The organism is Rhodopirellula halodulae (assembly GCF_020966775.1).
Lineage (GTDB): Bacteria > Planctomycetota > Planctomycetia > Pirellulales > Pirellulaceae > Rhodopirellula > Rhodopirellula halodulae.
Genome location: NZ_JAJKFV010000029.1, coordinates 864,464 through 889,047, shown reverse-complemented (window position 1 = coordinate 889,047; position 24,584 = coordinate 864,464). Strand labels below are relative to the sequence as shown.

Genomic DNA, 24,584 nt, shown 5'->3' with positions numbered 1-24,584 from the left:
CCGGCAACGACGGCATTCTCACACGCACCCGGCACATTCGTGTAGGGGGAATCAGAGCTTTGAGGCGATTTTTCAACCGGGCAAAACCTCACCCGAGCTTTAATCGCACCAGCCATTCCATCGCGCAAACAACGCCGATCGACACGACACCAAAACCCAACCACCAGTTCACCCTGAAACGCGGCGACCTCCCCGAACCCGCCCAGCGAAGCCCAAGCACAACGACCACCAACGCATACAAACCGAGCAACGTCCCGGACAAACTCGCCTCGGCAGACGCCATCAAATCCCCCCGCGTCAACCAACTCCACGACGTCGTCATCCCACACGCCGGACATCGCACGCCTAACAACACTCGCATCGAACAGGGCGGCAGACCCAATTGCTGATGCGTCCCCAGCCCACCCGCCGCAGGCTCCAAAACCCTCGCCGTCACCAACAGAGCCGCCAAACCCAGTGCCGACAGCCCCACCGCCAAACGAATTGCCAGCGAACTCACGCTGACCCCCGCAAAGACACAGACGACAATTCACCCCGGACCAACCGAAACAAAGCAACCCCCTAACCCCGACAACACCTAGAGCGACAAACGCACCGCCATCCGCCAACTGCACCGGGCATATCAGCCGAAAACAGAAACATGGCAAACCTCAGAGCAAAACCAACAAACGAAACGGTTTCAAACGAAGCAAGCTAAAGCCAACCGCAAAACCCGTCGATGACCATTGCCTCAGTTGACCGAAACCGCGGAAAATCAATCGCTCGCCCAACGCCCAAACAGCGCAACCCCCTCACCTTCTGACTTTGAGCGAAACGCTTCTCTCGGGCCGAAAAACGACGCCAAGATCAATCCCGGCAAAATCGACGGCTTTTTTTCATCAATTGTTCAAAAGCCGTTGACGCTATCGGATGTCAACCGTACATTCTCGCCTCCTCGCAGCGAAACCGCCGCGAGGACTGGACTCGTTCTCTCGTTCTCGACTTGGAATTCAAGCAGTGTCAACCGGCCCCAGCGAAGTCATCCGCATTCGAATGGAAGCGTACGACCATGCCGTGCTGGACCAAAGCGCCCGCGACATTGTCGACACGGTCAAAGCGACGGCCAGCATTGTGCACGGCCCAATTCCTTTGCCAACCCGAGTCGAACGATACACCGTCCTCTCGAGCCCGTTTGTTAACAAAAAGGCTCGCCAGCAGTATGAAATCCGGACGCACAAGCGTTTGGTCGACATCGTCCAGGCTTCCGCCAAGACGATCGAAGCACTCAACAAGCTAAGCCTGCCGGCTGGTGTTGACATCAAGATCAAGGCGTCCGCCCGCTGATCGGTCAAGCACCGAAACACTGAACCGGCAAAGCTAACAACGCCAACCTGACCTTCGCGACACCGCGGCCCCGCTCAGGACTCCTCGGCACCGTTAGCTCCGACGCCTCCGGCGACTAAATCGCCATCGGAATCGCGTCATCACGAACCCATCACACACACGCATTGGTCACGGTTTTCCGCATGGTCGGATGTCGCGGCGAAATCACTCAGGACCGGCCAGCGCCGACCAACTGAGCCGATCGCCTCGAAGGTCTCGGAACTCCTAACGAATCGCATATCGCTCGCCTCACCGCGGGCAGGAACTGTTATGTCACCATCAATCCTCGGCCGTAAAATCGGGATGACTCAGGTCTTCCTGGAAGACGGCACCGCTGTTCCCGTCACGGTTGTGCAAGCTGGCCCTTGCCACGTGCTGCAAATTCGCAGCAAGGAACGCGACGGCTACGAAGCTGTTCAGTTAGGTTTCGAAGACAAGCCTCGCCGCTTGGCAAAACGCAGTGAGCGTGGCCAAGTTGCAACCATCGAAAGCAAACGCTCCAAGAAGCGTGCCGCTGCTGGCATTGAAGCACCTGCCAAAGCAGACTGCGAACCCCAGCGATTCATTCGCGAATTTCGCGGGCCATCCGAAGCCAACGTTGGTGACACAGTTACCGTTGAGCAATTCAACGAGATCAAAAAGGTCGACATCACAGGAACCAGCAAAGGCCGTGGTTTCGCCGGTGTGATGAAACGCCACAACTTCGCTGGGCAACGTGCCAGCCACGGCGTCAAGAAATGCCACCGTCACGCTGGTGGTACGGGCATGAGTGCATCGCCAAGCCGGACCTTCAAAGGCAAACGCATGGCTGGCCAGTACGGAAACGCCCGCGTCACGACCCGCAACCTGGAAGTCGTCCGCGTCGACGCAGAAAACAACCTGCTGTTGATTCGCGGTGCGGTTCCCGGACCCAACGGCGGCTTTGTCTCGATTCGTCAAACCAACAAAGTCGGCTGAGGAACATAATCATGGCAACCCTACCAATCCTCGATGCTTCCGGCAAAGAAGTCGGGCAGTACGAGATCAACACCGAACAAATCGTCAACCGCGTCAGCAAGCAACTGCTACACGACGTCGTTGTCATGTACCAAGCCAACAAACGCCAAGGCTCGCACAACACGCGAACCCGCGGTCAAGTCAGCGGCACCAACAAAAAGATGTACCGCCAAAAGGGCACCGGCAATGCACGTGCCGGCTCCAAGAGAACCAACGTTCGCCGCGGTGGTGGTGTTGCTCGTACCGTCAAGCCACGCGACTACAGCTACCGTCTCCCAAAGAAGGCGATCAAGACGGCGACTCGCATGGCAATTCGTTCGCGAATCGACGACGGCGAAATGGTCGTTATCAACGAACTGAAGATGGACGCACCTAAGACCAGTCAGGTCGCAGCGATTCTGAAGAACCTGGGACTTGAAAACACCACCACATTGATTGCAACCGCCGGGGACGACACCAACGTCTACAAGAGCGGCCGCAACATCGCCGGGGTGACCGTCGAGCCAGTTCGCCAACTGAACGCACTGACCCTGCTGACTCCAAAACGCGTTCTGTTCACGCAGGAAGCCTTGGACAAAGTCAAAGACGGCACCTTCGCCGGTTCCACCCAGAACACCAACGAGTCGGAGGCATCGGCCTGATATGTCGGCGATCCAACCACCCAAACCAGCTGAACGCAAAATCGAACTGGAACCCCACCAGGTTTTGCTGAAGCCGCTCGTCACCGAAAAAGGTGTTCACCGAGCCACGCGAAACAACCAATACGCGTTCCAAATCCATCGCGACGCCACCAAATTGGACGTCAAGAAAGCTGTCGAACATTTGTTTGATGTGAAGGTCCTCAAGGTCCGCACTCAGACACGAAAAGGAAAAACCCGCCGGTTCCGTTACAAGATTGGACGAACCAGCGACTGGAAGAAGGCGATCGTCTCGTTGCACGAAGATCATCGCATCGACTTCTTCTAGGACACTGATGAGGGACTCAGGTTCACTGCGTCCCTCCTTCCAATCTCAACGTAACTCACCCGTAAAAAACAGCTCGCAGACGAAGCGAATCTCATGGGCATTCGAATCTACAAGCCGACCAGCGCCGGACGACGCAACGCGTCGGTCAGCGACTTCAAAGAACTGACGCCTGGCTACACGCCAGAACGTTCTTTGTTGCGTCCAAAGTCGAAAACCGGCGGTCGCAATAACCAAGGTAAAATCACGGCTCGTCACCGTGGCGGCGGACACAAACAGAAATACCGAGTCATCGACTTTCGCCGCGTCAAAGACGGCATGGCCGCAACGGTTGACTCGGTGCAGTACGACCCAAACCGCACCGCTCGCATCGCATTGCTGAAGTACCCAGATGGCGAAAAGCATTACGTGATCGCACCTGCCGGTGTTTCCGCTGGCGACAAACTGGAAAACGGCCCCGACGCACCACCCGTCGTTGGCAACTGCCTTCCACTGAAAAACATTCCACTGGGCACCTCGGTTTGCTGCATTGAAATGCGTGCAGGACGCGGAGCCGTGATGTGTCGTTCAGCCGGCACCCAAGCCACCTTGCAAGCACGCGAAGCTGACTGGGCACAGTTGCTTTTGCCGTCTGGCGAAGTCCGCCGCGTGCCGAGTGCCTGCCGTGCGACCATCGGACAGGTCGGCAACAGCGACCACATGAACGTGGTGCTTGGCAAAGCTGGACGCTCACGTTGGCTTGGCCGCCGACCTCACGTTCGTGGTACCGCAATGAACCCAATCGATCACCCGCACGGTGGTGGTGAAGGTCGGACAAAGGGTGGACGACACCCAGTGAGCCCATCGGGCAAGAGCGCCAAGGGCGGACAAACTCGCCAGAAGCGCAAACCAAGCAACTCGTCGATCGTTCGCCGACGCAAGAGCCGTCGTTACGGTCAATTGAAACTTCACAAGTAGGCCCCCTTTCAGCGGCAACTCCGGTAAAGAAACATGAGTCGAAGCAGTAAGAAGGGTCCTTTCGTTGACCCAAAAGTCTTTTTCAAAGTCCAGAAGGCGGCCGAGACTGGCTCCAAGGAACCGATCAAGACTTGGGCGCGATCTTGCACGATCGTTCCTGAATTCGTGAACGTCACGTTCATGGTTCACAACGGGCGTCAGCACATCAAAGTGCTGGTTACCGAAGACATGGTCGGTCACAAACTCGGTGAGTTTGCTCCGACCCGTACGTTCAAAGGTCACGGTGGTAAAGGAAAACGCTAAGCAAGGCGTCCTACCACCGGTTGGTGAAACACACAAGCAAACGATTCAGCGACAGACATGTCACAATTCAACGCATATCACAAGAACGCACGCATCAGCGCCCAAAAGGTGCGTCTGGTTGCCGATTTGGTTCGAGGCATGTTTGCCGACGAAGCTTTGGACACTTTGAAGTATCAACCGCAACGCGGTGCACGGATGCTCGAGAAGGTCATCAAAAGTGCCGTCGGGAATGCACAAGACCCCGACCAGAACAGCGGCCGCAGCCATCGCATTGAAGAGCTCGTTATTACCGACGTTCGCATCGACGGCGGACCGATGTTCAAGCGAATTCAACCTCGTGCTCGCGGCATGGCGTTCATGATCAAGAAACGATCGAGTCACATCCGAGTCGGCCTGACTCACATCGACAATATGTAATCCGCGTCGGTTGGTGATACCGGCCGATTCAAAGACAACGAATTCATACACCCCCTGCCTTCAGCACTCAGCACTCTCCCATGGGTCAAAAAGTCAATCCGATTGCGTTTCGTACCGGCGTCACCCGTGGTTGGGGAAGTCGTTGGTATGCCTCGAAGCAGGATTTTTCGGACCTGCTGGTGGAAGATCGCAAGATTCGCGAATTCATCACCAAGCACCCGAAGAAGTCACAATACAAAAGTGCGGGTATCGATCGCATCGAGATCGAGCGTACCCGAGACGAAGTTCGAGTGATGCTTTATGTTGCTCGCCCAGGTTTGATCATCGGCAAGAAAGGCCAAGAGATCGAAATTCTGCAAGCTGAATTGCAGAACCTGGTCGGACGTCGCATCAACTTGAAAGTGGAAGAAGTTGGACGACCTGAGCTTCAGGCTCAGTTGGTTGCAGAGGACATCGCTCAGCAACTCGCAAAACGCGCCAGCTTCCGACGCACCATGAAACGAATGCTCGAACAGACCATGGACGCGGGTGCCAAAGGCATCAAAATCCAAATGGCTGGTCGATTGGGCGGAGCTGAAATGGCACGCCGCGAAAAGCAAAGTGCTGGCTCGATTCCATTGAGCACGCTACAAGCCAAGATTGATTACGGATTCACCGAAGCGATGACGCCACAGGGGCACATCGGGATTCAAGTGTGGATTAACCAAGGTACTTACGGAGACGACAACGATGGCGCTGATGCCCAAACGGGTCAAGCATCGAAAAAGCCAAAGAGGTCGTATAAAAGGTAACGCGACTCGCGGCAATACGGTCGTCTTTGGTGACTACGGCATCCAATCCCTGGAGCCTGGTTGGATCAAAGCTACGACGATCGAAGCCGGACGGATCGCTGCCCAGCAATACGTTCGCGGCCAAGGCAAGCTCTACATTCGCATCTTCCCCGACAAGTCTGTGACCAGCACTCCGCTGGAAACACGGATGGGGAAGGGGAAAGGGGAGCCTGACTTCTGGGCCGCAGTCGTGAAGCCAGGCACCATTTTGTACGAACTCAGTGGCGTGACCGAACAACAAGCCAAAGTGTGCTTTGCACGTTTGGCGAGCAAGATGCCGGTGAAGGTCCGATTCGTCGAACGTCGCCCTGCCTGATCGGCTGGTGATGTCTGCGGGCCCGTGCTCGCACGACGAAGCTCAGGATCGGAAACAGGGCGAGGTGTCATCCTCGCTCTTCGAGTTCCTTCTGAGACGCTTGCGTGGGGTTCGATCCATTCAAGCTGGCCTTTGACCGTTCCATCCCTTTTGACCTTTGTCCAATTCGATGACCAAATTGACTGAACTTCGCGAAATGAGCGACGAGCAGCTGCAAGCGACCGCAACGGAAGCTGCAGAGAGTCTGTTCCGCTTGCGTTTTCAATCTCAATCGGAGCGTTTGAACACGCCCAGCGAGATTAAGAAGAACCGAAAAACGATCGCTCGTGTCAAGACGATCCAAACAGAACGTCAGCTCGCAGCTCAAAAGAGCTAGTTGACTCAAACAACACTCCCATCCATTCAAAGCACGTCCAACAAGCACCATGCCTAAACGCGTCGTAGCAGGAATTGTGACCAGCGACAAAATGAGCAAGACGCGTCGCGTCGAGATCGCTCGTTTGGTCAAGCACCCTAAATACAAGAAATACATTCGTCGCCGTACGGTGTGTCACGTTCACGACGAAAACGATGAGTCGGGCATGGGCGACCGTGTGGAGATCATCGAATCAGAACCGTTGAGCAAGCTGAAACGTTGGCGTTTGGTTCGTGTTTTGGAAAAGAGCACCGCCGTCGACGTTGTTGCATTGCGTGCGGCTCGCAAGAGCGCCGAAGCAGAAGGCTTGGCAGCGGCTCACGCTGGCGAACCTGAAGCCGAATCGACCTCGTCGGACGCTTAATTGCTAACTCCCCTCAACCATCGTCCAACGTTTTTGTCGTTGAAGTAAACAGATATGATTCAACAAGAAACCCGCCTCGATGTCGCCGACAATACCGGTGCTCGAGAAGTGATGTGCATCAAGGTGCTCGGCGGCAGTCGGCGTCGATTCGCCACTGTTGGCGACGTCATTGTTTGCAGCGTCAAGAGCGTGATTCCTGGCAGCGAAGTGAAAAAGAAATCGGTTGTGCGTGCGGTGATCGTTCGTACCAAGCAACCCACTCGCCGTCCCGACGGAAGTTACATCCGTTTTGACTCCAACGCGGTTGTGTTGGTTGACAAAGACCGCAACCCACGCGGTACTCGCATCTTCGGTGCGGTCGCCCGTGAACTGCGTGAGAGCAACTTCATGAAAATTGTCAGCTTGGCGAACGAGGTGGTCTGATCCAGCGGTTCAAACGACCGGCTGAGATCCCACTCGCCACCAACCCCATCGCAAACCACTTACGTTCAAAGTTACTACCATGAAATTCCGCGTTAACGACGAAGTCATCGTGATCGCCGGTGCTGACAAAGGTCACCGCGGCAAGATTTTGAAAGTCGATCGCGACAAAGACAAAGTTGTCGTCGAGGGAGCGGCTCGCGTGTGGAAGCACGTTCGCCAAAGCCAAAAAAACCCTCAGGGTGGCCGCTTGAACAAAGAGATGCCCATGAGTGCGAGCAACGTGATGCTGGCCGATCCATCGACGGGAAAGCCAACCCGAATCGGCGTTCGTTTCCTTGAAGACGGCAGCAAAGAGCGTTACGCGAAGGCAAGCGGTGAAAGCCTGGGACAAATCTCACCCGCCAAGGCAGCCAAATCCGCCAGCTGAAACAGCCGGCAACCGACTGAACCAATCACACAGAATTACCCCATCGGCCGTGACCCTATTTCCGGGGCGGTGTAAAAAATGTCCAACAACATCCCACGAATGCAACAGCGATACGAAGAATCCATTCGTAGCGCTATGACTGAAAAATTCGGTTATAAGAATCCACACCAAGTGCCGCGTCTGCAAAAGATCAGCATGAACATGGGCGTTGGTGCGGCTGTTGGCGACAAAAAGGTTCTCGACCTGGCCATTGACTCGATGACTCAGATCACCGGACAAAAGCCAGTCACCACCATCGCTCGCAAGTCGATCGCAGGCTTTCGCCTTCGTGAAGGCATGCCAATTGGCTGCATGGTCACCATGCGTCGCCAGCGGATGTTCGAATTCCTCGATCGTCTGATCTCCGTCGTGCTTCCTCGTGTTCGCGACTTTCGTGGTATCAGCCGCAAAGCTTTCGATGGAAACGGTAACTACACACTTGGTCTGAACGAACAGTTGGTGTTCCCTGAGCTGAACCCCGACAAGTTCATTCGTCCACAAGGCATGAACATTAGCTTTGTCACATCGGCGAAGACCGACGATGAAGCACGTGAACTGTTGCGGTTGTTTGGAATGCCATTCCAACAACCCAAAGAGAAGGCCGGAGCGGCCTGATCAGGTTCCCCTCCCGGAACCGTTTGATTCGTATCATTTCAATTCGTCACATGTCTCTCGTTTGAGACGCTCCCCGATCCGTACACCGCAGGTCCATTCGTGGCAAGCAAATCCAAGGTCGCTAAGGCGCTTCGCACGCCCAAGTTTTCCACTCGAAAAGAGAACCGTTGCAAGTTTTGCGGACGTCCACGCTCGGTGTACCGCAAGTTTGGCTTGTGCCGAATTTGTTTCCGCGAAAACGCCAATGCGGGATTGATCCCTGGCGTTCGCAAGAGCAGCTGGTGAGCTTGGAAACTTAAAGGGAACATACAGCCATGATGACCGACCCCATTGCCGACATGCTCACCCGAATCCGCAACGCCGTTCGCGTTGAACGGCCGTTCGTGGACATCCCCGCCTCACGCGTGAAACGCGGAGTCGCAGATGTTCTCAAACGCGAAGGATTCATCTGGGACTGGAAAGAAGAACAAGTCGAAGGCGAGCCAGTGGCTTGGCTCCGTTTGGAATTGAAGTACGGACCCAACGGCGAACGCGTGATCCAAACCATTCGCCGAGTCAGCAAGCCTGGCCGTCGTTTGTACAGCCGCAGCAAAGAACTCAAACCAGTGTTGGGTGGTTTGGGAATCCGAATCATCAGCACCAGCAAAGGCGTGATCAGCGATCGCGAAGCTCGCCGCGACAAAATCGGCGGCGAAGTGCTTTGCGAAGTCTCCTGAGTCGTCAGGATTCAGCTTCACGTCGTTTTTGCAAACCCATTCACCCCCCCCTCACACTGTAAACTGCCATGAGCCGCATTGGTAACAAGCCAGTCGCGATCCCATCCGGTGTCAAAGTCAGCATCGCTGACCGAAACATCGACGTGGAAGGTCCCAAGGGCAAACTGTCGTTCAAGCATCGCGCAGAAGTCAACGTCGCAGTCGATAGCGACGCCAACCAAGTCGTTGTCACTCGTGATAAAGATGATCGTACATCTCGTGAGTTCCATGGACTAACGCGTGCGATCGTTGCCAACATGATGGTCGGCGTGACCGAGGGTTACGAGAAGAAGCTCGAGATCGTTGGCGTGGGTTATCTCGCGTCGATCAGCGGAGACACACTTCAATTGCGGGTTGGTTACGCAAACGAACTGCACCGAAAGATCCCAGCGGACCTGACGGTCACCTGTCCCGACCAGACTCACGTGGTCATTCAAGGTTGCGACAAGCAAAGCGTTGGCCAGTTCGCCGCAGAAATTCGCTCGTTGCGTAAGCCTGAGCCTTACAAAGGCAAAGGGATTCGCTACCAAGACGAGCACGTCAAAATCAAACCCGGTAAATCTGCTACCAAGTAGTTTTATCTTTCGCGATGGAGCTTTCGCTTCGTCGTCATCCCACTCATTTCAACCGTTCACAACGATCATCTCGGGTCGTCACCATGGACAAGAACAAAAAACTTCAAAGCAAACGCCTGCGTCGGCGACGTCATGTTCGCAACAAGTTGCGTGGCAGTGCCGATCAACCGCGTCTGTGCATTCAGCGTTCGCTGAAGCACTTTGCTTGCCAGGTCGTGGACGACCAAGCCGGCAAAACCATCTTCAGTGCGAGCACGCGTGACAAAGCGGTTCGTGACCAAGTCAAGGCTGGTGGCAACTGTGAAGCCGCCGCATTGATTGGTAAGCTGGTTGCCGAAAAGGCTGCAGAGGCGGGTGTGAAGACCGTCAAACTGGATCGTGGTCACAACAAGTATCACGGCCGCGTCAAAGCGTTCGCAGATGCCGCTCGTGAAGCTGGCTTGCAGTTTTAATTCTCCCTCCCGCGACCTCCATCGCAACGAATCAACATAGTCCGCCATGAGCAACGCACGAAACAAACGCAACAACAAAAACGAAGAGCAAGGTCTGGACAGCGGTCTGCTGGACCGAGTCGTCAAGATCAAGCGTTGTGCGGCCGTCGTCAAAGGTGGTCGCCGATTCAGCTTCGCCGCGATGGTGGTTGTCGGAAACGGCAGCGGTCAGGTCGGTTGGGGCTACGGAAAAGCCAACGAAGTTCCGCCCAGTGTCCAAAAGGCACAGAAGCAAGCTTCGCGAAGCATGATCCACGTTCCTTTGGTGGAAGGCAGCATCCCTCACGAAGTTTGGGGCCGTTATGGTGCAGCTCGTGTGGTCTTGCTTCCAGCCGGTGCCGGTACCGGTATCATCGCAGGCCAAGCCGTGCGTGCGGTTTGCGAAGCCTGTGGCATCCACGACATTTTGACCAAGTCGTACGGCACCAACAATCCAGTGACTTTGGTGAAGGCGACCATCGACGCCATGAGCAAGCTGCGTACGCGAGAGCAAATCGCCGCCTTGCGTGGTTTGAACCCAGACGAATTGATTGAAGCCTGATCAGCTCGGATCGAGTTTCCTCGGACAGCTTGAACAGTCGATTCACTTAGAAACACTTGGGCATCTTGCCTGACGCGATTGCCTCAGACATCCGCCCTCAGCCATCCCATCACAATTATGCAACTCAACGACGTTCATCGCGGTATCACCAAGAACCGCCCTCGAAAACGCATTGGTCGCGGTCCAGGTAGCGGCACCGGCAAAACGTCGGGTCGTGGTCACAAGGGTCACAAAAGCCGCAGCGGTTACAGCCGCAAGCCCAACTTCCAGGGCGGTGCAATGCCGATGTTCCGCCGCGTTCCAAAGCGTGGTTTCAACAACCGCTGGGCGTTGACGATCTTCGCTGTGAACGTTGGTAAGTTGAACGAAGCGTTCAACGACGGCGAAACCGTGACTTTGGAAGCGTTGGCTGCGAAGAACTTGGCCAAAGGCAACTTCGACGAACTGAAGGTTCTCGGTGATGGCGAACTGACCAAGAAGCTGACGGTTCAGGCTCACCGTTTCAGCAAGTCTGCCGAAGAGAAGATCTCTTCCGCAGGTGGTACAGCTGAGAAGCTGGCCCCCAAACGCACGCCTGACGAACGCGTCGCCGCGTTGAAAAGCGAAAAGTAGGTCCAAGAATTCGCGATCCGTTTTGGTTCGTGAATCGACAACCTCAATGTTTCACACAGGCCTTGGCGTTTGCGTCGAGGCTTTTTTCTTTGGAATGGTCCGGTTTGGCGGTTCCATCGATGCAATCGTTCTTCCGCGAATGGAAGTGGGTTGCTAGTTTGTTGGCTTGCGAAGGTCCCCTTCCTTTGCATGGCTCCCCTCACCAAGTCGATTTGGTGAGCCGACCGAATTCACCTTGCACGATCGACGACGGACGGATCGATGTTTGAAAAGCTGCGAATCATTTTCTCGATCCCGGAACTTCGCAAGAAGGTCCTGCTCACCATTGGTTTATTGGCCATCTATCGAATCGGGTTCCATATCCCGTTGCCGATGATCGCAGCCAACCTAGAAAGTGGTGGCGCATCGGACTTCTTCGAGAAGGTCAGCGTGTTTGCCGCGAGTGATTTGCGTCAGGCAACGATCTTCGGCCTGGGCATCATGCCGTACATTTCGGCCTCGATCATCTTCCAGTTGCTCGGCAGCGTCTACAAGCCGCTGGAAGAGCTGAAAAAGGAAGGCGAAGCCGGTCGCAAGAAACTGAACGAATACACTCGTTATTTAACGGTTGTGATCTGTTTGGTCCAAAGCTACATGTACCTGAAGTTCATGCTGATGTCTGGCTCGGGCGGCCAGAGCAGCATCAATCCGAACTTCATGAACGCGAACGAGCAGCTCTACTTCGGATGGCAAATTGTCGCCGTTTTGGTAATGACCACTGGGACGGTGTTCCTAATGTGGCTCGGTGAGCAAATTGACGAATATGGAATCGGCAACGGGATCAGTTTGCTGATCATGGCGGGCATCTTGGCTCAAATGCCAAAAGCACTTTACGAACTCGTTCTGGGAATGAAGACCGAGCTGACGGGCTTGGCGAAAGGTCAGGTTGGGATTGAAACTCTGATCATCTTGGTCGTACTGTTCGTGGTGGTGGTGTTCGGCGTCGTGTTCATCACGCTCGGCCAACGCAAGATTCCAACTCAGTCGGCAAAGTTCACCCGCGGTCGTCGCGTTTACGGCGGCACGCGTCAACACTTGCCTTTGCGAATCAACCAAGCCGGCGTGATGCCGATCATCTTCGCCAGTTCGCTGTTGATGATTCCGGGCGTGTTGTTTGGCTTCATGGCCGGTCAGTTCGATCCTGATGGCTCGCTGTTCCGAGCTTTCAACCTGATCAGCCTGACGATGAGCGATCAAACGTCGTACTTCTTCAACCTAATGTACGTCGGTCTGATTTTCTTCTTCTGCTACTTCTGGACGGCGATCACGTTCAACCCGAAGGAGATGAGTGACAATCTGCGTGATTCGGGAACGTTCATCCCTGGCTATCGTCCAGGACGTCGTACCACGGACTACCTAGAAAAGGTGATGGTCCGGATCACGTACGTCGGCGCTGCGTTCTTGGGCTTGATCGCAATCGTTCCAACCATCGTTTATGGTTCGCTGGGTGTTCCCTATTCAATCGCAGGTTTCTACGGTGGTACCGGATTGTTGATTGCCGTCAGCGTTGCATTCGATTTGGTGCAAAAGATCGACAGCCACTTGGTGATGCGGAACTACCGAGGGTTGCTCGAAGGTGCCGGTGGCGGCACATCGCCCGTCGTTTGATCACGGCAGAGTGGTGCGAATCATCTTCATCGGCCCGCCGGGAGCGGGCAAAGGCACCCAGTGTGAGTTATTGAGCAAGGCGTTGAACGTGCCACACATTGGCACGGGCGGCATGTTGCGAGCGTTGGACGCTCAATGCGAAAACCAGATTCACCTGCGGATCGATCGCGGACACTTTGCTCCCGATGAATTCGTCCTAGAGATGGTCGCCAAACGCCTGTCGCAGCCCGACAGCGAACTGGGCTATCTGCTGGATGGCTTTCCGCGAACACTGGTTCAAGCCAACGCGTTTGATGAACAGCTTCGCGATTCAGCGATGAAGCTGGACCATGTTCTTCACTTACGCGTCACTGCGGAAGTCCTTGTTGAACGTCTCCGCAAACGAGGCGAAGAGGAGAACCGGGCGGATGACGCCGAAGAATTCATCCGTGAACGCTTTCGAATCTACGATGTTCGCACCGCGCCGCTGCTGGATCATTATCGGCGACAAGGACTGGTTCGGGACATCGACGGAGCGGACACGGCGGATGCCGTTCATGCATCGATTTGCCGCTGTTTAAAGCTCCCCGTCACGCAGAGTTGAGGCTGCGTTTAAGAGTCGGGATGAACCAACGGGTGCTTGCCCACCACGGCAGCAAATATGAAGTCGCCGGTTTAGCGGGACCTTCGCGAGCGTCTTAGTCGCTCCATTCGGATACGGCACCCGACGGGGACAGTTTCCTTGACCGCGACTTCCTTGTCATCCAGCAAAGCCTTAATGGCATCTTCGAGATAGGTGTCTTTCACTTCTCGACCGTCGGGGCTGTCGTCTAACGAACCCATGTAGGCAATTTTCCGGTCTTGATCGATCAGAAAGAACTGCGGCGTGTACTTGGCACCATAATCCCGTGCAATCTGTTGGGTTTCGTCGAAGGCGTAGGTGAATGGAAAGGACTTTTCGGCTGCCTTTCGCTTCATGGCCGGCATCAAGTCTTCTTCGACCTGATTCACATTGACCGCCACAACCGCGACTGATTGATCGGCGTAGTCCTGGGTGAGTTTGATCAACCGATCTTCCGCGTCGACCGCGTAGGGGCAACTGTTGCAGGTGAAGGCCAACACGACCAACTTTGATTCCGCCAACTTCTCCAGGGAAGACAGCTTGCCGTCGGTCGTTGGAAGATCCTTCCATTCCGGAGCTGAATCGCCGACATCGAGAACTTGGTTGAATTCTCCGCCCGCGACGGGCGGGGCAAAGCTCGAAACGCTAAGGGCGGCAGCGATGGACAAGCCGAATACCCTGCGGATGGGCATGAATTTCACGATGATTCTCAGGTGTTGGTTGGATGCGATCGGGAACGGGAGTTGGGGAAAGGCGGCCCGATTCTAACCCAGATTTGGCGTCAAATTGCTCGATCGGATCGGCGAGACGGAGTTGCTTCGTTCAGGGAAACCGACCGCATCTGGAAGCTGAAGCGATTGGTGAAATTGAGTCGATTGAATCAACGCCGAAAGGGATTTGGTGCGACCTCAGCAAAGTTGATCCTGGTGCGATTGCGGCGTCGTGGGTTAGGTTAGAGACATGAGCACATCGACCGCCCAACCGACGTCCGAACCAGCAAATCCTCCTCGGATCATTCGTCAACTGCCACCGCAACTGGTCAATCAGATCGCTGCGGGCGAGGTCATTGAGCGTCCGGCGTCGGTAGTCAAAGAGTTACTGGAAAACAGCATTGATGCGGGCTCGACACGAATTGAACTGACGCTCGAAGGCGGCGGCGTGGAGCTGATCCGCATCAGCGACGACGGGTGCGGCATGACCGCGGAACAACTGCCGTTGGCCGTGACGAGTCACGCGACGAGCAAACTGCCCGACGATGAATCGCTGTTCCACGTCGGCACCTTGGGTTTCCGCGGGGAAGCGCTGGCGTCGATCGCCAGTGTTTCGCAGATGACGATTCGCAGCCGCGCCGAAGGACAAGACGGCGGCAGCCAGATCGACATTCGCGGCGGCGTGATTGAAACGCCCGGACCGTGCGGGTGCCCGGTGGGCACGGTGATTGAAGTCCGCAATTTATTCTTCAACACGCCGGTCCGACGCAAATTCCTGAAGACACCGCAGACCGAACGTGGACACATCGTCGAAGCCTTCACTCGGTTGGCACTGGCCAATCCAAAAGTGCACTTTGTGCTTCGCAACGGTGAGAAAGAGATGTTTGATTTGCTGCCGACCACGCGTTGGGCGGATCGCATCGAAGCATTCTTCGGAACCGAAATCGCCGACGCGTTGATCCCGATCGAAAACCAAGACGAAACGGTTCAGATCACCGGTTACGCCTGTGATCCATCGGTCAGTCGCGGAAACAACCGGATGCAGTATCTGTTTCTGAATGGCCGCCACATCCGCGACCGCGCTCTACAACACGCTTTGGGCGAAGCCTATCGAGGCATGCTGATGGTCGGTCGCCATCCGGTGTGCTTTCTGCGGATGCGAATGCCTGCCGAGATGATCGATGTCAACGTTCACCCGGCGAAGTTGGAAGTTCGTTTCACCGACAGCGGACGTGTCTACAGCCGCCTACTACAGACGTTGCGCCAGCGATTTCTGTCCACTGATATGACACAGCGGGTTGGCCCCAATCCAATTCCAGAACCGATGAACGAAGAGGAACAACGCAAAACCGTTCCCGAATCCGTCATGGGAATGAGGCCTCAAGAAGTCGACGAGCAACGACAATCGGTGATCGAGTGGGCTCGCGGAGGAAACTCGTCCTCGTCGGTGGATCCCACAACCATTGGAACGGGATCCAGCTCCAATTCTCAAATGCTGGGCAACGCTGAACCGATCCACCATGCGGGTTCCGGAGTGGGAACGAGTCGTGTTCCTGACTTCAAACCATTCGGCGGGTCAGCATCCTCGTTTGCACCGCCGAGCCTCCCCGAGTCGTCCGGAGCCGGAATCGCTCGACCATCGGCACATGCCGAGGGCATCGAAATGACGCCATGGGATGGCGATGTTTCAGAATCGCTAACGCCGACCAGCCATGACTCCTCACAACCAGGCATTCCCGCACCCAGCGTGAGTCACCTTGGATTCCAGGTGCATCAGCGGTACTTGGTCACACAAGACGAGAAAGGCATGGTTGTCATCGACCAACATGCTTTGCATGAACGGGTGCTTTACGAACGCGTTTGCCAAAAAGTATTGCACGAGAACGCCAGTCTCGAAGCTCAGCGATTGTTGGTCCCGGAACCCGTCTCGCTGACACCGGCTGAACGTGCCGCCGCATTGGAAGTCAAAGACACGCTCAGCCGAATCGGTTTGGAGATCGAAGACTTTGGTGGCGAAACGATTTTGATCCAATCGTATCCTGCCATGCTTCCAAACAAGCCGCCCGCGGAAATGCTTCGCACCGTGCTGGAATCCGTGATGGGTGCGGGCCGAGACCCCAACCCAAAGGATCTTTTGAATCACTTGCTCAGCACCGTCGCTTGCAAAGCAGCAGTGAAGGCCGGCGACCCGCTTACGCCGGAAGAGATCACCAGCCTGCTTGAGCAGAAGGACCTGTATCACGAGACTCACCACTGTCCTCACGGTCGTCCGACGGCATTGTTCTTCAGCCGCGATGAGCTGGATCGGATGTTCGGACGTTTGGGCCCCCGAGGCCGATCGAACATCAAGACCAACGAACAGTCGTGACGGACTGACAAGAATCAACGACTGCAATCAACACCGTGAGTACTTCTGAATCATCTTCGTCTAGCCAAGCACGAGTCCGACGCCCACGATTTGCCATCACCATGGGAGACGCCGCGGGAATCGGACCCGAGATCGCACTGCGTGCGTGGCATCTGCCAGAGGTTCAGTTCCTTGGTTTGCCATTGCTGTTTGGTGACGCGAAGATTTTTGCGAAGGCAGCGGAGCAATTGAGTTGCCCGGCTCCACCCATTATCGACCTGGCGGACCTGGACACACTCAGCGAACTTGATGAACCAGGCGATGCACCCAGGGGACGAATTGTCGATTGTGGCAAACTGACCGCAGATGAATTGACAAACTTTCAGCCGGGAAGCTTTAGCGCCGCGACTGGCCGGGCCTCGTTTAAAACCGTCACGGCCGCCATTGATGCGGCTGTCGTGGGTAACGTCGACGCGGTCGTGACCGGGCCAATTCAAAAAGAGGCTTGGCATCAGGCGGGCATTCATTATCCCGGTCACACGGAACTGTTGGCCGACCGAGCTGGGCAATCCATCCTCGGACATGCTGCTGACGTACGAATGATGTTGGCCAGCGACACGATTGCGTGTGTGTTGGAAACCATTCATATCCCTGTCGCGGATGTTGCCGCTCAACTCAACAGCGATTCGCTGGTCCGGACCATTCAGCTCGCAGGAGAAACCGTTCAACGTCGCCACCAAAACCGTGGCAGCCTGCTACCGCCGCGGATCGGCGTTTGCGGTTTGAACCCTCACGCCGGCGAAAATGGCTTGTTCAGTCATGGTGAAGAGCAGAACATCATTGAACCCGCAATCAACCAAGCCCGCCAACAAGGCTGGTCGGTGGAAGGCCCTCTTTCGCCTGACACCGCGTTCACGCCATCCATGCGTGAACGAATCGATGTCTACGTATGCATGTATCACGATCAGGGTTTGATCCCCCTCAAAGCGTTGTCATTTGACGATGCGGTCAATGTCACGCTGGGATTGCCGATCATTCGCACCAGCGTCGACCACGGCACCGCGATGGATCTGGCTTGGCAGAACAAAGCCAGCATCACAAGTATGTTGGCGGCCATCCGATGGGCGGCACCGTGACCGGCTCCGGCTCCACGGATTCGAGCCGTATGAATTCAAGTTGGTTGTCGACCCTATGTGTTTGGATCGCGTTGCTTGGGTTGTGCTTCATCTACGCCGGCGACGCCGCACCGGGGGTCAACGAGGCTCACTATCTCGTCAAGGCAAAGAACTTCTGGCAACCCGATTGGTGTTCCGAGGATCTGTTCGCGTCCTCCGGGAAAGCCCACGCCACCTACTACTGGTTGTTCGGTTGGCCAACCAAGTTTTGCTCGTTGGCAACCACCGCTTGGATCGGACGAATCGTTGGATGGGGAATGCTGGCGGTTGGCCTGCTGCGTCTGACAAATTCCCTTCGAATGCCTGCGATAAGCAGCCTACCGATTCTCATGCTTTGGATCCTGGGAATCGAACATGGCAATTTGGCCGGCGAATGGGTCGTCGGCGGGACCGAGGCGAAAGTTCCAGCCTACGGATTGGTTCTGTTGGGGCTTTCCGAAATCACGCGGAGGCGATGGTCCGCGGGGTGGATTTGGTTTGGTGCGGCGGCTGGCATTCACGTGCTCACCGGTGGATGGTCGGTGGTGGCAGCTGCCATCGCATTCTGGATCACCGAGCGTTCACCCGTCCGATACCTGAATGTCCGACCGTCTGATTCGGCTTCCGCTGCGAAGTCCCGACCATCTTTCTGGAGTCTCGGCCTGTTCATCGGAGGCGGCTTGTCGCTGCTGGGCGTGCTTCCCGCAGCGGCAATGTCCTGGGGCGTGCCGGAGGCGGAGCAAATTTCCGCAGCCAGAATCTACGCATACTTCCGGATCTCACATCATTTGATGCCCGCCGCGTTTCATGTTGATTGGTACGTTCGACATGCGTTGCTCACGGCGGCCTGCGCTGCTGCTTGCGGATGGGTGCTCCGCCGCTGCAGACACCACCTTTCGACGTCAATTCCCGCCAACGTCGACGCGGACAGAACGCAGGAGCCTCTGCACCAATCGCTGACGGCCTTTCAGATCCTGAGCTCGTTCGCGGTGGGTGCGATGTGCATCAGCTTGGCCGGGTTGGTGCTTGGCCTGCTACCGGCAATTTATCCCGATCAAGCCGCGAAGTGGCTGCGGTTCTACTGGTTCCGGCTGGCGGACGCGGTGACACCGCTCACGCTGGCCTGCGTGCTGGTGCGTTTGCTTTGCAGTCCGGTCCGTGGCCCCGACGTCGGAATCATCTCGCTGCGTGCCAGAATTGTTCAGCCTGTCGCTATTTTGGCTCTGGTTCTGGGATTCGCATGGACATCATGGAATCACATCCGGCCGGGCGTTCCCGTTTCCGTCAGCAACCGTTTGCTGGGGATGCATGCCAATGCCGACTACGCCGAACAACAACGAACCATGCGTGATTGGTTGAACGTGTGCTGGTTCATCCGCGCCAGCACTCCGGAGGACGCGATTCTGCTCACCCCCCGCCACCAACAAACGTTCAAGTGGTACGCCCATCGAGCCGAAGTGGTCAACTGGAAGGATACACCTCAAGATGCCGGCAGCCTGCGTGAGTGGGCAAAGCGTTTCTTGGAAGTGTATCCCGCTCGGCTATCCACCATGCGGGTGACCATTCGATACGACGAACTTCGACAGCTTCGTCGAAAGTATGGGTGCGACTGGATTGTGGTGGACCGCCGTGTGGTCGGCCCGGAGTTGCCGTTGGTGCAGATTTACCCAGCCGATGACCAGTCCAATTCCACCTATGCCGTCTACGAATTGCCATGAGCTCGCAGTGCTTGGGCTGGCGAATGGTCACAGGTTGGCGATGGGCTGCCGGATTGCCGAAAAACCGACAAGAAATTTGTGAGCGGACCGATTTTGAGGCCAATTCCGTCTTGTCGCCCGTTCGCGGATCGGTACACTCTGCCTTCCCCGTCGCGAGGCCGGTCCATCGGTGTCCCCCCGGGGAAAACGTGAGCTGGCCAACGTAGCTCAGTTGGCAGAGCAGCTGATTTGTAATCAGCCGGTCGTGGGTTCGAATCCCTCCGTTGGCTCTTGCAAGGTCGTTTTGGTGCCTGCGGTACTTTCAATTCAGTGCTGGCGGGGCTGAAACCGAACAACAGACAACTGAAACCAACTGCAACGCAGGAAAAACAGATCCGAACCGGTCCCACAACCGGTAGAAGAAAGACGCTCTGAAACACAGATCCATGTATCTGAAAAGGAGCAACAAAATTTGGGGGTTTGCCCGAGTGGTTAAAGGGGGCGGACTGTAAATCCGCTGGCTATGCCTACACTGGTTCGAATCCAGTAGCCCCCACTGAAGAAGCGAAACCTAGCCGCTGAACTTGTCGTCAGGCGGTTCCGCACCCACGGGGTGAACGGCTAGGATAGCCGGCAACGGGCTGACAAGTGATGTTCCAATGGCGAAGATCACCTGTGCGTTGCAAGAAGAAACACCGCAACAATTTGTTGCACCGCGGGTGTAGCTCAATGGTAGAGCAGCAGCCTTCCAAGCTGAATACGAGGGTTCGATTCCCTTCACCCGCTTCGCTGCTGTAGCTCAGGGGTAGAGCGCCTCCTTGGTAAGGATGAGGTCATGGGTTCAAATCCCATCAGCAGCTTCAAGTCGTTTGTGACAGTCATTCCTCGCGGGGACTGAAACAAACGCAACATCGTTTTTGTTTCGTTTCGATTTTCAGTAGATCGAATGCGATCAACACGGCCGAATTGCCGGCGAGTCCCCGTGGGTGTGAACGCGGTCGACGGCAGCAAGGGTTTTCGAGGAGCGTATCTCCCCGAAGACAGTGGTGCGGATCGCGAATGCAGGTGAACCAGAATGGCTAAGGACAAATTTGAACGTACCAAGCCCCACGTCAACGTAGGTACGATTGGTCACATTGACCACGGCAAAACGACGACGACGGGTGCTATCCTCGCTGTTCAAGCCGCAAAGGGCTTGGCACAAGCGAAGGGTTATTCGGATATCGCCAAGGGCGGTACCGTTCGTGACGCAACGAAGACCGTGACGATCGCGGTGGCTCACGTTGAATACGAAACAGACAGCCGTCACTACGCTCACATCGACTGCCCCGGCCACGCTGACTTTGTCAAGAACATGATCACCGGTGCCGCCCAGATGGACGGTGCAATTTTGGTTGTGTCGGCTGCCGACGGCCCCATGCCTCAAACCAAGGAGCACGTGCTCCTCGGTCGTCAGGTTGGCGTTCCTTACATCGTCGTTTACTTGAACAAGTGCGACTTGGTCGATGACGAAGAACTGCTCGAGTTGGTCGAGTTGGAAGTTCGCGAATTGTTGAGCAAGTACGACTACCCAGGCGACGACGTGCCAGTCGTTCGCGGTAGCTCGCTCCCCGCTTACAACAACCCAGCGGACCCAGACGCCAGCAAGTGCATCAGCGAATTGATGGACGCGTTGGACGAGTACATTCCTGAACCAGACCGCGAAGACGACAAGCCATTCTTGATGGCGATCGAAGACGTCTTCTCGATCGAAGGTCGCGGTACCGTCGCTACCGGTCGTATCGAGCGTGGTGTGGTCAAAGTCGGCGAAGAAGTCGAAATCATCGGTTTGGGCAGCGAGTCGACCAAGACGACCTGCACCGGTGTCGAAATGTTCCGCAAAGAAATGAACGAAGGCCGTGCTGGCGACAACGTTGGTTGCTTGCTCCGCGGTGTGAAACGCGAAGACATCCAACGTGGTCAAGTTCTGGCAAAGCCAGGCAGCATCACGCCTCACACCAAGTTCGAAGCAGAGGTTTACTGCTTGAGCAAGGATGAAGGCGGACGTCACACGCCATTCTTCAGCGGTTACCGTCCACAGTTCTACTTCCGCACGACCGACGTCACCGGAACCGCCAACTTGGTCGGTGCCGACATGTGCATGCCTGGCGATAACGTCAAGGTCGAAGTCGAATTGCACAAGCCGATCGCTATGGATGACGGTGTTCGCTTCGCTATTCGCGAAGGTGGACGCACCGTCGGTTCGGGTGTTGTCACCAAGATCATCGATTAATCTGCATTTGCAGTAAGTTGTCTATTAGCGATAAGCTGTTAGCGAAAGCTAGTGGCTTATCGCTATTTCAGGGGCGTAGCTCAATTGGCAGAGCACTGGTTTCCAAAACCAGCGGTTGTGAGTTCGACTCTCGCCGCCCCTGCTGTCCAGAATTCTGGTCCGCCACCGCAATTGACAGGATGTGTTTGCGGTCGAGGTTCGAGCCCCATGGCTCCTGACCCAACCGGCTCAACACCAGAATCAATTCACGAAGGAGTCCACGGGTGTCCAAAGATCTAACCCAATCCGGCACGGCCGGCGCCGGGGGCAGTTCGCTGAGCAGCGAACTGTTCCATGCCGGTGTGTACAAAGCCAACCAAGGCCGGATCGTTCGCCAACTGACGGCCCTCGCCGTTTGGGTGGTCGTCGCTTTGGGTTGCTGGCGTTTGTACACGTTTCTGCCCGCGACGATGGGCGATGCGTCCATGGCCGCTCGTGTGATCCCCGGGGTTCTGCTCGCTGCAGGACTGTGGTTTGGCTTCCGAGTCGTCAACTGGCCCCGATTCGCCGATTTTTTGATCGCGGTCGAAGCCGAAATGAACAAGGTGACTTGGCCCAGCAAGGATGAACTGATCCGCGCATCGGTTGTCGTGATTTTCACCATCTTCTTCCTTGCCATCACATTGTTCCTGTTCGATGTTCTCTGGCAATTCATCTTCAACTTCATCGGAGTCACATCGTGAGTGACGAAGACGTGAAAGACGTCGACTCGCCAGAAACCGAAGCCGCTCCATCCGCCTCTGAAGCGCCCGCTCCGCCACCACCGGCTCCCGTCGATCCAAACGAACCTCCCAAACCAGAAGTGAACGATGAGTCACCGATGGATTGGTACATCCTGAAAGTCGCCTTCAACCGCGAAGATTCCATTGCGGAAGCCCTTCGCAAGAAGGTTCGCATGGAAGGCATGGGCGAGTACTTCGGTGACATCGTTGTCCCGTCGGAAGACGTTGCGACGTTCACTCGTGACGGCAAACGCCGTGTCAGCAAACGCAAATTGCTGCCCGGCTACATCATGGTCTACATGTCGATCAACGACGACACGTGGTTCTTGGTCCGTGAAGTTGGCGGTATCAGCGATTTCACAGGCTCGGCTGGTAAGCCCATGCCGATGGAACCCGAAGATGTCGAACGGTTCATCAACCGTCCCGCCGTCGAAGACGAGGACGAAGCTCCGATCAAGACCGCGATCCCATTCAAGGTCGGCGATCGAGTGCGAGTCAAAGAGGGCAACTTCGAGAACCAAGAAGGCGAAGTCGACGTGGTTGACGAAGCCAATGGCCGCGTGACGGTCATCATCAACATCTTTGGACGTAGCGTCCCGATGGAACTGGATCACTGGCAAGTCGAGCCGTTGTAGGATCCAAAATCTCGGATAAGATGCGTCATTCGCCCGAGCTCGTCTTCGGCGAATTTCGGTCCCTTCAGGATCGTCCCCACTGAACCAATACAGATTCCTCCAACCCTGACCCCATCGAAACTCCGGAATTTCCGCCCCGTTCGCTTTGAATGATGCGACAGGGGCACCGCGAGCGTTGCGGTCCTTACCAGCTATTAGCGACACCCATGGCAAAACAAGTCACCGGCCAAGCCAAGTTTCAAGTCCCCGGCGGTCAAGCCACTCCCGCCCCTCCTGTTGGTACGTCGCTGGGTAAGTACGGCGTGAACTTGGGACAATTTGTTCAGCAGTTCAACGACCGAACCAAGGAATACAACGGAACACCCATTCCAGTCATCGTGACGGTTTACAACGACCGTAGCTTTGACTTCATCACCAAGAGCCCACCAGCCGCATCCATGTTGATGCAGTCGGCCGGAATCGCCAAAGGCAGTGGCGTTCCTAACAAGGACAAGGTCGCCACGGTCACCCGTGCCCAGTGCGAAGAGATCGCTCAAAAGAAGATGGCTGACTTGAACGCTCGCGATATCGATCAAGCCGTTCGCATGATCGAGGGCACCGCTCGCAGCATGGGCATCATCGTCGACGGTTGATCGACGAAGTCGGGAGAAATCATTTCTCCTCGCGTGAGTTTGCTTCGATGAATTTCATCGAAGCGCTGTTCATGCAGTATCTTTTTCCAGTCGGTGCGGGCCCGTCGTCAAACACGTGGCCGAGGTGTGCCTTGCAGCGTTCGCAGTGCACTTCCGTTCTCGGAAAGAACATTTTGTAGTCGGTCTCATATCCGACCGCGTCTTTTTCGATTGGTTCGAAGAAACTGGGCCAACCGGTTCCGGATTTGAACTTGGTGTCGCTCTTGAACAACGGCTTGTCGCACACGATGCAGTGGTACTCGCCCTTCTTTTTGTTGTTCCAGTAAGCGTTTCGAAACGCTGGTTCCGTTGCCGCATTCTGGGTCACGTCGTACTGAATGCGATTGAGCTTTCTCCTCAGCTCCGCTTTCGTCGGTGGAACAAATTCTTCTTCGGCAGAACCGGCCTCATCCGTTGCCTGCGTTGCCTCCTCATTCAGCAACTTGGCCGACGTTTTCGATTCGGAATCCATTGCCAGCAAGGTCAGACCACCGGCGGCAAACAAGGTAATCGCGATTGCGAACACCTGGAAATGACGGAACGTTTTTTGTTGCTTGAGAGGCATGATCGTTCTCCGGGCGGGACGTCGTGGGATAGTTCCTGTGTTCTGGGATAGCGCACTTGATGCGACATGCAATCCTCCCTGATTCGTTCCTGTCTCGCTGATAGTTGAGAGGCCATCGCACCG

32 protein-coding genes and 5 tRNA genes are annotated in these 24,584 nt (G+C 55.8%); 34 read left to right on the top strand and 3 right to left on the bottom strand.

Going from position 1 to position 24,584, the window contains the following annotated elements; genetic code table 11:
* Positions 1-88: 88 nt before the first annotated feature.
* A complete protein-coding gene (locus tag LOC70_RS16300) occupies positions 89-499 on the bottom strand; it encodes a DUF2752 domain-containing protein (RefSeq protein ID WP_230255053.1) in 411 nt (136 codons plus the stop codon).
* A gap of 497 nt (positions 500-996) precedes the next feature.
* On the opposite strand from LOC70_RS16300, the gene rpsJ reads away from it, so the two are divergent.
* The 22 genes from rpsJ to LOC70_RS16190 all read left to right on the top strand — a co-directional run bounded on the left by rpsJ (position 997) and on the right by LOC70_RS16190 (position 13,631).
* On the top strand, positions 997-1,323 hold the full coding sequence (gene rpsJ, locus LOC70_RS16295; protein ID WP_315857270.1) for a 30S ribosomal protein S10: 327 nt from the start codon (positions 997-999) through the stop codon (positions 1,321-1,323).
* 342 nt (positions 1,324-1,665) lie between these two features.
* Complete coding sequence (gene rplC, locus LOC70_RS16290; protein WP_230256175.1) at positions 1,666-2,319, top strand: 50S ribosomal protein L3; 654 nt, start codon at positions 1,666-1,668, stop codon at positions 2,317-2,319.
* A gap of 11 nt (positions 2,320-2,330) precedes the next feature.
* Entirely contained in the window at positions 2,331-2,999 is a 669-nt protein-coding gene (rplD, locus tag LOC70_RS16285; protein WP_230255052.1) for a 50S ribosomal protein L4, read from the top strand.
* A 1-nt stretch (position 3,000) separates the two neighbouring features.
* Entirely contained in the window at positions 3,001-3,324 is a 324-nt protein-coding gene (gene rplW / locus LOC70_RS16280; RefSeq protein ID WP_230255051.1) for a 50S ribosomal protein L23, read from the top strand.
* Positions 3,325-3,417: 93 nt separating this feature from the next.
* Complete coding sequence (gene rplB / locus LOC70_RS16275; RefSeq protein ID WP_230255050.1) at positions 3,418-4,278, top strand: 50S ribosomal protein L2; 861 nt, start codon at positions 3,418-3,420, stop codon at positions 4,276-4,278.
* Positions 4,279-4,311: 33 nt separating this feature from the next.
* Entirely contained in the window at positions 4,312-4,581 is a 270-nt protein-coding gene (gene rpsS, locus LOC70_RS16270; protein ID WP_007326800.1) for a 30S ribosomal protein S19, read from the top strand.
* Between the two features lie 57 nt (positions 4,582-4,638).
* The gene (gene rplV, locus LOC70_RS16265) at positions 4,639-4,998 is read left to right on the top strand and encodes a 50S ribosomal protein L22 (RefSeq protein WP_230255049.1); all 360 of its coding nucleotides are present in this window, start codon (positions 4,639-4,641) and stop codon (positions 4,996-4,998) included.
* An 80-nt stretch (positions 4,999-5,078) separates the two neighbouring features.
* Positions 5,079-5,789 carry a 30S ribosomal protein S3 gene (gene rpsC / locus LOC70_RS16260; RefSeq protein ID WP_230255048.1) on the top strand — a complete coding sequence of 237 codons (711 nt, stop codon included), beginning with the start codon at positions 5,079-5,081 and terminating at the stop codon, positions 5,787-5,789.
* Positions 5,737-6,144, top strand: coding sequence for a 50S ribosomal protein L16 (gene rplP, locus LOC70_RS16255; RefSeq protein WP_255712881.1), 408 nt, complete (start codon positions 5,737-5,739; stop codon positions 6,142-6,144). Before rpsC ends, rplP begins: the two co-directional genes overlap by 53 nt.
* Positions 6,145-6,313: 169 nt before the next feature.
* Complete coding sequence (rpmC, locus tag LOC70_RS16250; RefSeq protein WP_230255046.1) at positions 6,314-6,520, top strand: 50S ribosomal protein L29; 207 nt, start codon at positions 6,314-6,316, stop codon at positions 6,518-6,520.
* 49 nt (positions 6,521-6,569) lie between these two features.
* A complete protein-coding gene (gene rpsQ / locus LOC70_RS16245) occupies positions 6,570-6,923 on the top strand; it encodes a 30S ribosomal protein S17 (RefSeq protein WP_390889050.1) in 354 nt (117 codons plus the stop codon).
* Positions 6,924-6,977: 54 nt separating this feature from the next.
* Positions 6,978-7,346 carry a 50S ribosomal protein L14 gene (rplN, locus tag LOC70_RS16240; protein ID WP_230255045.1) on the top strand — a complete coding sequence of 123 codons (369 nt, stop codon included), beginning with the start codon at positions 6,978-6,980 and terminating at the stop codon, positions 7,344-7,346.
* 79 nt (positions 7,347-7,425) lie between these two features.
* Complete coding sequence (rplX, locus tag LOC70_RS16235) at positions 7,426-7,773, top strand: 50S ribosomal protein L24 (RefSeq protein WP_230255044.1); 348 nt, start codon at positions 7,426-7,428, stop codon at positions 7,771-7,773.
* A gap of 78 nt (positions 7,774-7,851) precedes the next feature.
* Positions 7,852-8,427 carry a 50S ribosomal protein L5 gene (gene rplE / locus LOC70_RS16230; RefSeq protein WP_255712880.1) on the top strand — a complete coding sequence of 192 codons (576 nt, stop codon included), beginning with the start codon at positions 7,852-7,854 and terminating at the stop codon, positions 8,425-8,427.
* Positions 8,428-8,526: 99 nt separating this feature from the next.
* Positions 8,527-8,712, top strand: coding sequence for a type Z 30S ribosomal protein S14 (locus LOC70_RS16225; RefSeq protein WP_007326809.1), 186 nt, complete (start codon positions 8,527-8,529; stop codon positions 8,710-8,712).
* 29 nt (positions 8,713-8,741) lie between these two features.
* The gene (gene rpsH, locus LOC70_RS16220) at positions 8,742-9,143 is read left to right on the top strand and encodes a 30S ribosomal protein S8 (protein ID WP_230255043.1); all 402 of its coding nucleotides are present in this window, start codon (positions 8,742-8,744) and stop codon (positions 9,141-9,143) included.
* Between the two features lie 68 nt (positions 9,144-9,211).
* Positions 9,212-9,757, top strand: coding sequence for a 50S ribosomal protein L6 (rplF, locus tag LOC70_RS16215; RefSeq protein ID WP_230255042.1), 546 nt, complete (start codon positions 9,212-9,214; stop codon positions 9,755-9,757).
* A gap of 83 nt (positions 9,758-9,840) precedes the next feature.
* Complete coding sequence (gene rplR / locus LOC70_RS16210) at positions 9,841-10,209, top strand: 50S ribosomal protein L18 (RefSeq protein ID WP_230255041.1); 369 nt, start codon at positions 9,841-9,843, stop codon at positions 10,207-10,209.
* A 46-nt stretch (positions 10,210-10,255) separates the two neighbouring features.
* The gene (rpsE, locus tag LOC70_RS16205; protein WP_230255040.1) at positions 10,256-10,789 is read left to right on the top strand and encodes a 30S ribosomal protein S5; all 534 of its coding nucleotides are present in this window, start codon (positions 10,256-10,258) and stop codon (positions 10,787-10,789) included.
* 117 nt (positions 10,790-10,906) lie between these two features.
* On the top strand, positions 10,907-11,401 hold the full coding sequence (gene rplO, locus LOC70_RS16200) for a 50S ribosomal protein L15 (RefSeq protein ID WP_230255039.1): 495 nt from the start codon (positions 10,907-10,909) through the stop codon (positions 11,399-11,401).
* A gap of 261 nt (positions 11,402-11,662) precedes the next feature.
* Positions 11,663-13,048 (top strand): preprotein translocase subunit SecY, encoded by a 1,386-nt coding sequence (secY, locus tag LOC70_RS16195; RefSeq protein ID WP_230255038.1) that lies wholly within the window; start codon positions 11,663-11,665, stop codon positions 13,046-13,048.
* Between the two features lie 13 nt (positions 13,049-13,061).
* The gene (locus tag LOC70_RS16190) at positions 13,062-13,631 is read left to right on the top strand and encodes an adenylate kinase (protein ID WP_230256173.1); all 570 of its coding nucleotides are present in this window, start codon (positions 13,062-13,064) and stop codon (positions 13,629-13,631) included.
* Between the two features lie 71 nt (positions 13,632-13,702).
* On the opposite strand, the gene LOC70_RS16185 is transcribed toward LOC70_RS16190, so the two are convergent.
* Entirely contained in the window at positions 13,703-14,341 is a 639-nt protein-coding gene (locus LOC70_RS16185) for a thioredoxin family protein (protein WP_230256172.1), read from the bottom strand.
* A gap of 268 nt (positions 14,342-14,609) precedes the next feature.
* Between LOC70_RS16185 and mutL the strand changes: the two genes are divergently transcribed.
* From mutL to rplK, 12 genes are all read left to right on the top strand, one after another.
* Positions 14,610-16,727 (top strand): DNA mismatch repair endonuclease MutL, encoded by a 2,118-nt coding sequence (mutL, locus tag LOC70_RS16180; protein ID WP_230255037.1) that lies wholly within the window; start codon positions 14,610-14,612, stop codon positions 16,725-16,727.
* Positions 16,728-16,828: 101 nt separating this feature from the next.
* Positions 16,829-17,842, top strand: a complete 1,014-nt coding sequence (gene pdxA / locus LOC70_RS16175) for a 4-hydroxythreonine-4-phosphate dehydrogenase PdxA (protein ID WP_255716390.1) — start codon at positions 16,829-16,831, stop codon at positions 17,840-17,842.
* Positions 17,827-19,578 (top strand): DUF6798 domain-containing protein, encoded by a 1,752-nt coding sequence (locus LOC70_RS16170; RefSeq protein ID WP_390889076.1) that lies wholly within the window; start codon positions 17,827-17,829, stop codon positions 19,576-19,578. The genes pdxA and LOC70_RS16170 overlap by 16 nt, the downstream gene beginning before the upstream one ends.
* Before the next feature lie 196 nt (positions 19,579-19,774).
* Positions 19,775-19,847: transfer RNA gene (locus LOC70_RS16165), tRNA-Thr, on the top strand.
* A 184-nt stretch (positions 19,848-20,031) separates the two neighbouring features.
* Positions 20,032-20,113 (top strand) — tRNA-Tyr (locus LOC70_RS16160).
* Between the two features lie 159 nt (positions 20,114-20,272).
* A tRNA-Gly gene (locus tag LOC70_RS16155) sits at positions 20,273-20,343 on the top strand.
* A 2-nt stretch (positions 20,344-20,345) separates the two neighbouring features.
* Positions 20,346-20,417 (top strand) — tRNA-Thr (locus tag LOC70_RS16150).
* Positions 20,418-20,632: 215 nt separating this feature from the next.
* On the top strand, positions 20,633-21,829 hold the full coding sequence (gene tuf, locus LOC70_RS16145; RefSeq protein ID WP_230255034.1) for an elongation factor Tu: 1,197 nt from the start codon (positions 20,633-20,635) through the stop codon (positions 21,827-21,829).
* Positions 21,830-21,898: 69 nt separating this feature from the next.
* Positions 21,899-21,971, top strand: a tRNA-Trp gene (locus tag LOC70_RS16140).
* Between the two features lie 121 nt (positions 21,972-22,092).
* Positions 22,093-22,551: a preprotein translocase subunit SecE gene (gene secE, locus LOC70_RS16135; protein WP_230255033.1), complete on the top strand. Its 459-nt coding sequence runs from the start codon at positions 22,093-22,095 to the stop codon at positions 22,549-22,551.
* Entirely contained in the window at positions 22,548-23,225 is a 678-nt protein-coding gene (nusG, locus tag LOC70_RS16130) for a transcription termination/antitermination protein NusG (protein WP_230255032.1), read from the top strand. The genes secE and nusG overlap by 4 nt, the downstream gene beginning before the upstream one ends.
* A 206-nt stretch (positions 23,226-23,431) precedes the next feature.
* Positions 23,432-23,857, top strand: coding sequence for a 50S ribosomal protein L11 (gene rplK / locus LOC70_RS16125; RefSeq protein WP_230255031.1), 426 nt, complete (start codon positions 23,432-23,434; stop codon positions 23,855-23,857).
* Between the two features lie 19 nt (positions 23,858-23,876).
* Here rplK and msrB read toward each other — a convergent pair whose 3' ends face one another.
* Complete coding sequence (gene msrB / locus LOC70_RS16120; protein ID WP_230255030.1) at positions 23,877-24,461, bottom strand: peptide-methionine (R)-S-oxide reductase MsrB; 585 nt, start codon at positions 24,459-24,461, stop codon at positions 23,877-23,879.
* Positions 24,462-24,584 lie beyond the last annotated feature (123 nt).

Bases quoted from the DNA above. Each gene is read 5' to 3' on its own strand.
- rplE (WP_255712880.1), top strand. From the start codon at position 7,852: ATGTCCAACAACATCCCACGAATGCAACAGCGATACGAAGAATCCATT.
- LOC70_RS16170 (WP_390889076.1), top strand. From the start codon at position 17,827: ATGGGCGGCACCGTGACCGGCTCCGGCTCCACGGATTCGAGCCGTATG.
- tuf (WP_230255034.1), top strand. From the start codon at position 20,633: ATGGCTAAGGACAAATTTGAACGTACCAAGCCCCACGTCAACGTAGGT.
- rplX (WP_230255044.1), top strand. From the start codon at position 7,426: ATGAAATTCCGCGTTAACGACGAAGTCATCGTGATCGCCGGTGCTGAC.
- rplC (WP_230256175.1), top strand. From the start codon at position 1,666: ATGACTCAGGTCTTCCTGGAAGACGGCACCGCTGTTCCCGTCACGGTT.
- msrB (WP_230255030.1), bottom strand. From the start codon at position 24,461: ATGCCTCTCAAGCAACAAAAAACGTTCCGTCATTTCCAGGTGTTCGCA.
- rplR (WP_230255041.1), top strand. From the start codon at position 9,841: ATGGACAAGAACAAAAAACTTCAAAGCAAACGCCTGCGTCGGCGACGT.
- LOC70_RS16185 (WP_230256172.1), bottom strand. From the start codon at position 14,341: ATGCCCATCCGCAGGGTATTCGGCTTGTCCATCGCTGCCGCCCTTAGC.
- rplF (WP_230255042.1), top strand. From the start codon at position 9,212: ATGAGCCGCATTGGTAACAAGCCAGTCGCGATCCCATCCGGTGTCAAA.
- rplW (WP_230255051.1), top strand. From the start codon at position 3,001: ATGTCGGCGATCCAACCACCCAAACCAGCTGAACGCAAAATCGAACTG.
- rpmC (WP_230255046.1), top strand. From the start codon at position 6,314: ATGACCAAATTGACTGAACTTCGCGAAATGAGCGACGAGCAGCTGCAA.
- pdxA (WP_255716390.1), top strand. From the start codon at position 16,829: ATGGGAGACGCCGCGGGAATCGGACCCGAGATCGCACTGCGTGCGTGG.
- rplD (WP_230255052.1), top strand. From the start codon at position 2,331: ATGGCAACCCTACCAATCCTCGATGCTTCCGGCAAAGAAGTCGGGCAG.
- mutL (WP_230255037.1), top strand. From the start codon at position 14,610: ATGAGCACATCGACCGCCCAACCGACGTCCGAACCAGCAAATCCTCCT.
- rpsC (WP_230255048.1), top strand. From the start codon at position 5,079: ATGGGTCAAAAAGTCAATCCGATTGCGTTTCGTACCGGCGTCACCCGT.
- rplO (WP_230255039.1), top strand. From the start codon at position 10,907: ATGCAACTCAACGACGTTCATCGCGGTATCACCAAGAACCGCCCTCGA.
- rpsH (WP_230255043.1), top strand. From the start codon at position 8,742: ATGATGACCGACCCCATTGCCGACATGCTCACCCGAATCCGCAACGCC.
- rplB (WP_230255050.1), top strand. From the start codon at position 3,418: ATGGGCATTCGAATCTACAAGCCGACCAGCGCCGGACGACGCAACGCG.
- rplP (WP_255712881.1), top strand. From the start codon at position 5,737: ATGCCCAAACGGGTCAAGCATCGAAAAAGCCAAAGAGGTCGTATAAAA.
- rplK (WP_230255031.1), top strand. From the start codon at position 23,432: ATGGCAAAACAAGTCACCGGCCAAGCCAAGTTTCAAGTCCCCGGCGGT.
- rpsS (WP_007326800.1), top strand. From the start codon at position 4,312: ATGAGTCGAAGCAGTAAGAAGGGTCCTTTCGTTGACCCAAAAGTCTTT.
- rpsQ (WP_390889050.1), top strand. From the start codon at position 6,570: ATGCCTAAACGCGTCGTAGCAGGAATTGTGACCAGCGACAAAATGAGC.
- rpsE (WP_230255040.1), top strand. From the start codon at position 10,256: ATGAGCAACGCACGAAACAAACGCAACAACAAAAACGAAGAGCAAGGT.
- rplN (WP_230255045.1), top strand. From the start codon at position 6,978: ATGATTCAACAAGAAACCCGCCTCGATGTCGCCGACAATACCGGTGCT.
- rplV (WP_230255049.1), top strand. From the start codon at position 4,639: ATGTCACAATTCAACGCATATCACAAGAACGCACGCATCAGCGCCCAA.
- secY (WP_230255038.1), top strand. From the start codon at position 11,663: ATGTTTGAAAAGCTGCGAATCATTTTCTCGATCCCGGAACTTCGCAAG.